This is a genomic window from Citrobacter sp. NCU1 (assembly GCF_010231475.1).
GTDB lineage: Bacteria > Pseudomonadota > Gammaproteobacteria > Enterobacterales > Enterobacteriaceae > Citrobacter_D.
On record NZ_NRDO01000123.1, the window covers coordinates 1 to 5,491 of the forward strand.

The 5,491-nt window shown below is 53.7% G+C and carries 5 protein-coding genes; all 5 read left to right on the forward strand.

Features of this window, described 5'->3' with window-relative positions; genetic code table 11:
* Positions 1-147: 147 nt before the first annotated feature.
* The 5 genes from sapA to sapF are packed head-to-tail and all read left to right on the forward strand — an operon-like array spanning position 148 to position 5,430.
* Positions 148-1,791: an ABC transporter substrate-binding protein SapA gene (sapA, locus tag CJP72_RS24785; protein WP_162383883.1), complete on the forward strand. Its 1,644-nt coding sequence runs from the start codon at positions 148-150 to the stop codon at positions 1,789-1,791.
* Complete coding sequence (gene sapB, locus CJP72_RS24790; RefSeq protein ID WP_162383884.1) at positions 1,788-2,753, forward strand: peptide ABC transporter permease SapB; 966 nt, start codon at positions 1,788-1,790, stop codon at positions 2,751-2,753. Before sapA ends, sapB begins: the two co-directional genes overlap by 4 nt.
* Positions 2,740-3,630 (forward strand): peptide ABC transporter permease SapC, encoded by an 891-nt coding sequence (sapC, locus tag CJP72_RS24795; RefSeq protein WP_162383885.1) that lies wholly within the window; start codon positions 2,740-2,742, stop codon positions 3,628-3,630. The genes sapB and sapC overlap by 14 nt, the downstream gene beginning before the upstream one ends.
* Positions 3,630-4,622 carry a peptide ABC transporter ATP-binding protein SapD gene (gene sapD / locus CJP72_RS24800; protein ID WP_162383886.1) on the forward strand — a complete coding sequence of 331 codons (993 nt, stop codon included), beginning with the start codon at positions 3,630-3,632 and terminating at the stop codon, positions 4,620-4,622. Before sapC ends, sapD begins: the two co-directional genes overlap by 1 nt.
* Position 4,623: 1 nt before the next feature.
* The gene (sapF, locus tag CJP72_RS24805) at positions 4,624-5,430 is read left to right on the forward strand and encodes a peptide ABC transporter ATP-binding protein SapF (RefSeq protein WP_162383887.1); all 807 of its coding nucleotides are present in this window, start codon (positions 4,624-4,626) and stop codon (positions 5,428-5,430) included.
* Positions 5,431-5,491 lie beyond the last annotated feature (61 nt).

Genomic DNA, 5,491 nt, shown 5'->3' on the forward strand with positions numbered 1-5,491 from the left:
AACTGCGCGCATTGCTTAAAAAACATCAGATTTAGTGATTCCTTCACCAGAATTGATGACATTTGCACCAGTTACCCGCAGACATTTTTACCTGGTGGGTCGTAGTGCGATACACTTTATAGATTGAATCTAAAAACCTTAAAAATTATGCGCCTGGTTTTATCGTCTCTGGTAGTGATAGCTGGACTTCTCAGTGGTCAGGCTGCTGCCGCGCCTGAACTGCCCCCGCGTGCTGATATTCGTGAGAGCGGCTTTGTCTACTGTGTCAGCGGGCAGGTCAACACATTTAATCCGCAAAAGGCGAGCAGCGGTCTGATCGTTGATACGCTTGCCGCCCAGCTATACGACCGGCTGTTGGATGTGGATCCTTATACCTATCGCCTGATGCCTGAACTGGCGGAAAGCTGGGAAGTGCTCGACAACGGAGCAACCTACCGTTTTAACTTACGTCGCGATGTTCCGTTTCAAAAAACGGCCTGGTTTACCCCCACCCGTAAACTGAATGCGGACGACGTGGTATTCACCTTCGAACGTATTTTTGACCGTCATCATCCGTGGCATAACGTCAATGGCGGCAATTTCCCCTACTTCGACAGCCTGCAATTTGCCGATAACGTACAAAGCGTGCGTAAACTGGATAATTACACCGTCGAGTTTCGTCTGACGCAGCCAGATGCATCATTCTTATGGCATCTGGCAACGCATTACGCCTCGGTGATGTCGGCAGAATATGCGGCGAACCTGGCCAAACAGGATCGCCAGGAATTACTGGACCGTCAGCCAGTCGGAACCGGTCCTTTCCAGCTTTCTGAATACCGTTCTGGCCAATACATTCGTCTGCAACGACATGGCGAATTCTGGCGTGGAACACCGCTGATGCCTCAGGTCGTTGTCGATTTGGGGTCGGGCGGTACTGGACGTTTGTCTAAATTGCTGACCGGCGAGTGCGACGTGTTAGCCTGGCCTGCCGCCAGCCAGTTAACGATTTTACGCGACGATCCTCGCCTGCGTCTCACCCTGCGTCCTGGCATGAACATCGCCTATCTGGCGTTTAATACCAACAAACCCCCGCTGAATAATCCCGCGGTGCGACACGCGCTGGCGCTGGCCATCAATAACCAGCGTTTGATGCAGTCGATCTACTACGGTACGGCGGAAACAGCCGCCTCTATTTTGCCGCGCGCCTCGTGGGCCTATGACAACGAGGCTAAAATTACAGAATATAATCCCGCCAAATCCCGCGAGCAGTTAAAAGCGCTGGGACTGGAGAATTTAACGCTGAAGTTATGGGTGCCCACCAGCTCTCAGGCATGGAACCCAAGCCCGCTGAAAACGGCTGAACTGATCCAGGCGGACATGGCCCAGGTGGGTGTCAACGTGGTGATTGTCCCGGTAGAGGGGCGTTTCCAGGAGGCGCGGTTGATGGACATGAACCATGATTTGACGTTGTCCGGCTGGGCAACCGACAGTAACGATCCGGACAGTTTTTTCCGTCCGCTGCTGAGTTGCGCCGCCATTAACTCGCAAACGAACTTCGCCCACTGGTGCAATCCCGAGTTTGATAACGTTCTGCGTAAAGCGCTTTCTTCTCAGCAGCTTGCTTCGCGTATTGACGCGTATGATGAAGCGCAAAATATTCTGGCGACAGAATTGCCGATCCTGCCGCTGGCGTCATCGCTGCGACTGCAGGCTTATCGTTATGACATCAAAGGGCTGGTGCTGAGTCCGTTCGGCAACGCCTCCTTTGCGGGTGTCTCGCGGAAAAAAGCCAAAGAGGTGAACAAACCATGATTATCTTCACCCTGCGTCGTTTTTTATTGTTGCTGGTCACGCTCTTTTTCCTGACGTTTATCGGCTTCAGCCTGAGTTACTTTACGCCGCACGCGCCGCTTCAGGGCGCCTCGTTGTGGAATGCCTGGATATTCTGGTTCAATGGCCTGATCCACTGGGATTTCGGCGTCTCCAGCATTAATGGTCAGTTAATCTCGGAACAGCTTAAAGAGGTGTTTCCCGCCACGATGGAGCTGTGTATTCTCGCCTTCGGCTTTGCCCTGATGGTCGGCATTCCGATTGGCATGGTGGCTGGCGTGACGCGCAATAAGTGGCCCGATCACTTCATCAGCACCCTCGCCTTGCTGGGTTTTTCTATCCCCGTATTTTGGCTGGCATTGTTGTTGACGTTGTTCTTTTCGCTGACGCTCGGCTGGCTGCCGGTGTCAGGTCGTTTTGATCTCCTTTATGAAGTCAAACCTGTCACCGGATTCGCCATTATTGATGCGTGGATTTCTGACTCGCCCTGGCGTGACGAGATGGTAATGAGCGCCGTGCGCCACATGGTATTACCGGTCTTGACGCTGGCGGTCGCCCCGACAACCGAGGTGATTCGTCTAATGCGGATCAGCACGATTGACGTGTACGACCAGAACTACGTGAAAGCAGCGGCCACCAGGGGATTATCACGTCTGACGATTCTGCGCCGTCACGTGCTACACAACGCACTTCCTCCGGTGATCCCACGTCTTGGTTTGCAATTTTCGACCATGCTTACGCTGGCGATGATCACCGAGATGGTCTTTAGCTGGCCTGGTCTGGGTCGCTGGTTGATCAACGCCATCCGCCAGCAAGACTATGCCGCCATTTCCGCAGGCGTGATGGTGATTGGTTCGTTGGTCATCATCGTCAATGTGTTATCTGATATTTTGGGTGCTATGGCTAACCCTCTGAAACATAAGGAATGGTATGCCCTACGATAGCGTATACAGCGAAAAACGCCCACCGGGTACGCTACGCACGGCCTGGCGGAAATTTTATGGCGATACCACCGCGATGATCGGACTGTATGGCTGCGCGGGACTGGTGATATTGTGCATTTTCGGCAGCTGGTTTGCCCCCTACGGTATTGACCAACAGTTCCTCGGTTATCAGCTGTTGCCACCTTCCTGGTCTCGCTACGGCGAAGTGTCGTTCTTTCTCGGAACCGACGATCTGGGGCGCGATGTCTTAAGCCGATTACTGAGTGGCGCGGCACCTACCGTCGGTGGCGCATTCGTGGTGACGCTCGCCGCCACGCTTTGCGGTCTGGTGCTTGGGGTTGTGGCCGGAGCGACCCATGGCTTACGTTCCGCCGTCCTGAATCACATTCTGGATACGCTGCTCTCTATTCCGTCACTGTTGCTGGCGATTATCGTGGTGGCGTTTGCAGGTCCGCATCTGAGCCATGCGATGTTTGCGGTCTGGCTGGCGTTACTGCCGCGAATGGTGCGTTCTGTCTATAGCATGGTGCATGATGAGCTGGAAAAAGAGTACGTCATCGCTGCCCGTCTGGATGGCGCGACCACACTGAATATTCTCTGGTTTGCTATTCTGCCCAACATCACGGCCGGTTTGATCACCGAAATCACCCGTGCGCTTTCAATGGCGATCCTCGACATTGCCGCTTTGGGTTTTCTGGATCTTGGCGCGCAACTGCCCTCTCCTGAATGGGGAGCCATGCTCGGAGACGCGCTGGAGCTGATTTATGTTGCGCCGTGGGTCGTGATGCTGCCCGGCGGCGCCATTATGATCAGTGTGTTGCTGGTTAACCTGCTTGGCGATGGTCTGCGCCGGGCAATTATTGCGGGGGTGGAATAATGCCATTACTGGATATTCGTAACCTCACCATTGAATTCAGAACCGACGAAGGATGGGTAAAAGCCGTCGATCGGATCAGTATGACCTTAAACGAAGGCGAAATCCGCGGCCTGGTGGGTGAATCAGGGTCTGGAAAAAGTTTGATCGCCAAAGCGATTTGCGGCGTCGCGAAAGACAACTGGCGCGTCACTGCCGACCGTATGCGCTTTGATGACATCGACCTGTTGCGCCTCTCTTCGCGTGAACGCCGTAAGCTAGTCGGGCACAACGTGTCCATGATCTTTCAGGAGCCACAATCCTGTCTTGATCCGTCCGAACGTGTGGGTCGTCAGTTGATGCAAAATATTCCCGCCTGGACGTACAAAGGGCGCTGGTGGCAGCGCATTGGCTGGCGTAAACGGCGAGCCATTGAATTGTTACACCGTGTCGGCATTAAAGATCACAAAGATGCGATGCGCAGTTTTCCCTATGAGCTGACTGACGGGGAGTGCCAGAAAGTGATGATCGCCATCGCGCTGGCTAATCAGCCGCGTTTGTTGATTGCCGATGAACCGACTAACGCGATGGAGCCCACCACTCAGGCACAAATTTTTCGTCTGCTGACCCGTTTGAATCAGAACAGCAACACCACGATTTTGCTGATTAGCCACGACCTGCAGATGCTGAGTCAGTGGGCAGACAAAATCAACGTGATGTACTGCGGGCAAACGGTGGAAACCGCGCCCAGCAAAGATTTGGTGACGATCCCGCACCATCCGTATACGCAGGCGCTGATCCGCGCTATCCCCGACTTTGGCAGCGCCATGCCGCATAAAAGTCGCCTGAATACGATGCCAGGGGCTATCCCTTTGCTTGAACAATTACCGATAGGTTGTCGTCTGGGGCCTCGCTGCCCGTATGCTCAACGAGAATGTATTGAAACCCCGCGCCTGACCGGGGTAAAGAGTCATCTCTACGCCTGTCATTTCCCGCTGAATATGGAGAAAGAGTGACATGGTGGAAACGCTGCTTGAAGTCCGTAATCTGAGCAAAACCTTTCGCTACCGCACAGGCTGGTTTCGCCGTCAGACCGTTGAGGCAGTAAAACCGCTGAGTTTTACCCTGCGTGAAAAACAAACGCTCGCCATTATTGGCGAGAACGGCTCCGGCAAATCGACGCTGGCGAAAATGCTGGCGGGGATGATCGAACCCACCAGCGGCGAACTGCTGATTGACGATCATCCCTTGCATTACGGTGATTATTCGTTCCGTAGTCAGTGTATTCGCATGATTTTTCAGGACCCGTCAACGTCGCTTAACCCGCGTCAGCGCATTTCGCAGATCCTCGATTTTCCACTGCGTCTGAACACGGACCTGGAGCCTGAACAGCGTCAGAAGCAAATCGTTGAAACCATGCGAATGGTCGGATTGCTTCCCGATCACGTCAGTTACTATCCGCACATGTTGGCGCCTGGGCAAAAACAGCGTCTGGGGCTGGCCCGCGCGCTGATTTTGCGCCCTAAAGTGATCATCGCAGACGAAGCGCTGGCGTCGCTGGATATGTCGATGCGTTCGCAGCTCATTAATCTGATGCTGGAATTACAAGAGAAACAGGGCATCTCTTATATTTATGTAACCCAACATATCGGGATGATGAAACATATCAGCGATCAGGTGTTGGTTATGCACCAGGGCGAAGTTGTCGAGCGCGGCAGCACCGCAGATGTTCTCGCTTCGCCTCTTCATGAACTCACCCGGCGGTTAATCGCCGGACACTTTGGCGAAGCACTCACCGCCGACGCCTGGCGAAAAGACAGGTAAAAATAAATATCCTCCGGCATAGCCGGAGGTTTTTCAAATGCGCCTGTAAGGCTCTGTTACC

Bases quoted from the DNA above. Each gene is read 5' to 3' on its own strand.
- sapF (WP_162383887.1), top strand. From the start codon at position 4,624: ATGGTGGAAACGCTGCTTGAAGTCCGTAATCTGAGCAAAACCTTTCGC.
- sapA (WP_162383883.1), top strand. From the start codon at position 148: ATGCGCCTGGTTTTATCGTCTCTGGTAGTGATAGCTGGACTTCTCAGT.
- sapD (WP_162383886.1), top strand. From the start codon at position 3,630: ATGCCATTACTGGATATTCGTAACCTCACCATTGAATTCAGAACCGAC.
- sapC (WP_162383885.1), top strand. From the start codon at position 2,740: ATGCCCTACGATAGCGTATACAGCGAAAAACGCCCACCGGGTACGCTA.
- sapB (WP_162383884.1), top strand. From the start codon at position 1,788: ATGATTATCTTCACCCTGCGTCGTTTTTTATTGTTGCTGGTCACGCTC.